The sequence below is a fragment of the Saccharospirillum impatiens DSM 12546 genome (assembly GCF_000423605.1).
In the GTDB taxonomy this organism is placed as follows: domain Bacteria; phylum Pseudomonadota; class Gammaproteobacteria; order Pseudomonadales; family Natronospirillaceae; genus Saccharospirillum; species Saccharospirillum impatiens.
This window is the reverse complement of sequence record NZ_AUIH01000134.1, coordinates 1-2,148: the sequence shown is the minus strand read 5'-3', so window position 1 is coordinate 2,148 and position 2,148 is coordinate 1. Positions and strand designations below refer to the sequence as shown.

Annotated in this window: 2 protein-coding genes; both read right to left on the bottom strand. The window is 47.1% G+C overall.

Translation table 11 applies throughout. The features are described from left to right. Nucleotides 1-168: 168 nt before the first annotated feature. Complete coding sequence (locus tag G565_RS0120835; RefSeq protein WP_157600191.1) at nucleotides 169-513, bottom strand: hypothetical protein; 345 nt, start codon at nucleotides 511-513, stop codon at nucleotides 169-171. Nucleotides 514-518: 5 nt separating this feature from the next. Further along, nucleotides 519-1,835 carry a colicin E5-related ribonuclease gene (locus tag G565_RS26245; protein ID WP_051208362.1) on the bottom strand — a complete coding sequence of 439 codons (1,317 nt, stop codon included), beginning with the start codon at nucleotides 1,833-1,835 and terminating at the stop codon, nucleotides 519-521. Nucleotides 1,836-2,148 lie beyond the last annotated feature (313 nt).

The window sequence follows — 2,148 nt, the reverse complement described above, 5'->3', positions numbered from 1 at the left end:
TGGCTGCAAGCCGCGTAAGAATACAATTTAACCCATAGGGCATTTTACCTTAATTTAATGCATTAGTGGTCTTGACAGTGGGGTCCACAATAGTATACCTAAGGCCACTCCTAACTCTAAGCGCGGATTTTACCAACCCTTGACAGATATTTTATGCAAAGAGCCATGCTACTTAGAAATTTCGATAAATTCATTTGTCAAAGCAAATCCATATGCGTCACTCTTCCCGCTCGACATCATAATGCCTATGAATCTATTCGCTGCCTCTATAGATTCTTTCAGGTATGTTTCCCAGTTCTCTATAGGTAAATTAGAAAAGTCTGCTATTTCGTTTATATTCGGGCAAACTTTTCCGTTTGCTACAAAGTAACCTTCTATTCCAAGAATAGCCAACCCTGAAATACGACAATCTGAAATGAATTCCAAGCAATAAGGTTTAAGTATAATTGGCTCTCTACCAGAGCCAATTGACTTTGAGTTGTAAGCATCTATAAGGCTCTTCTCAGTATTCATTATAGTCACTCAAAAGGTGATTCCCAGTTTGGATTGTTTGTATCAGAAACTTGTACAATTGTTCCATCATTATCATTCCGGACTACGTAGTGACCATCATCTCGTACATAGGCAGTAGCTGGGTCATCTCTACGTGTTCCATCTTGATTCCATCGAGTATCACGGGTTCCCGCAGTTCTGGATGGATTTTGTATCACGTCTTGAATGCTATTCTCATTCCAACCACGCTCACCCATCTGTTTGCGTATTTTTGACTCTATGACAGTATTGCAAGCATTATGCACCCACAACCTAGACTCGCCAACAAAGTAGGTGCTGAAGTCTTCAACTGTATAGTTATAAGCTATCAGTTGGATCGGTGTTAGGTCGACTGTATCAATGGTTACAGGCATGCCATCAGCGGTGGCGACCTGCTGTCCAGTTACTAGCTCTCCAGCAGGTACAAAGCCGATTTCCTCGACGTAGAACGGGTGCTCCTGGGTAGTGGTCAGGGTTTCAGTGGTACCGTCCCAGTGACTGACGGTTAGTGTCATGCCGTCTGTGTGCTCATGGCTGTAGGCATCGGAAACACGTTTGTAATCCATCTCTTCGCCGGATTCGCTTCGTGCAAGGATCTGGTCACCGATTGTTAGGCTTTCAATGGGCGCCATGCCTGAGGGGGTCGCCACGAGTGTGCCTTCAGCGAAACTGCATGCCCGGGCTGCTGATGAAGCTGCATCGGCAACATTTTCAGAGTTCTTGAGCGCATGGCGTGCGGCACCAGAACCACCAGGAATGATAGGTACAGGCATCAAAGCGGCATCAACTACGACGAAGGCAACATCATAGAGCCCTTCCTTGATATTTCCTTGGGAAAAGTTCTGGATGGCACTGGTGACGCCGATGGCGATGCTCGCCACTTCTACGATCAGGTCCAAGAACTCACCGTCCGGATCTTCGTGCATGTAGGGGTTGTTATTGACGTACAGGTACCGATTGAATGACAGGGAGTTGCTTGGCACAAATCCCACGGGGTCAGGTTGCAAAAAGCGCCCCAGTTCCGGATGATACCAGCGGGCTCCCATATAGCTGAGGCCCGATTCTGGTACGAATTCATGCCCGGTATGGCCGACTGGGACACTGTTCTCTTGGTCCTGAGCTTCACCGAAAGCACTGTAATCGCGCTTCCACAATAGTTCGCCCTCTTCATCCATCGCCAGAACTGGGGAACCCAGGTGGTCAGTGAGGAAATAGGTGATGGTTTCTCCATCAAGGTCAGCTATGGCGTGGCTTGTTTGTAGAATGAACAAGCCGATAAATAGCGTTTTCAACAATGTTTTCATATTAATTGTCCTGGTAACGTTCCTGGTACCTCTACATAGACTGTTAGCAGTGTTCTATGCAGTTCCATTTATGGCCAAGTTACTTTGCTGGTGTCTAAAGAGGCGCTGCCACAAGAAAAGCTTGGCTTGCTTTGCCACGCGCGCCAGGTTTTTCGCCGGCCCGTGTAGTAGTCACCCGACTTTACTGTTTGAGTACTGATCACGCTGCCATGTTCATTGGTAACCGGTCATTCTACGGAGTGGTTGCAGGCCATATAAAGATCTGATTGCCTCGGATCAGCAGCGAAGCGTTCTTTCCAAAGTCTTGGTGTCA

What these genes read in the sequence shown, in the direction of transcription:
- G565_RS0120835 (WP_157600191.1), bottom strand. Translation starts at nt 513, where the DNA reads ATGAATACTGAGAAGAGCCTTATAGATGCTTACAACTCAAAGTCAATT.
- G565_RS26245 (WP_051208362.1), bottom strand. Translation starts at nt 1,835, where the DNA reads ATGAAAACATTGTTGAAAACGCTATTTATCGGCTTGTTCATTCTACAA.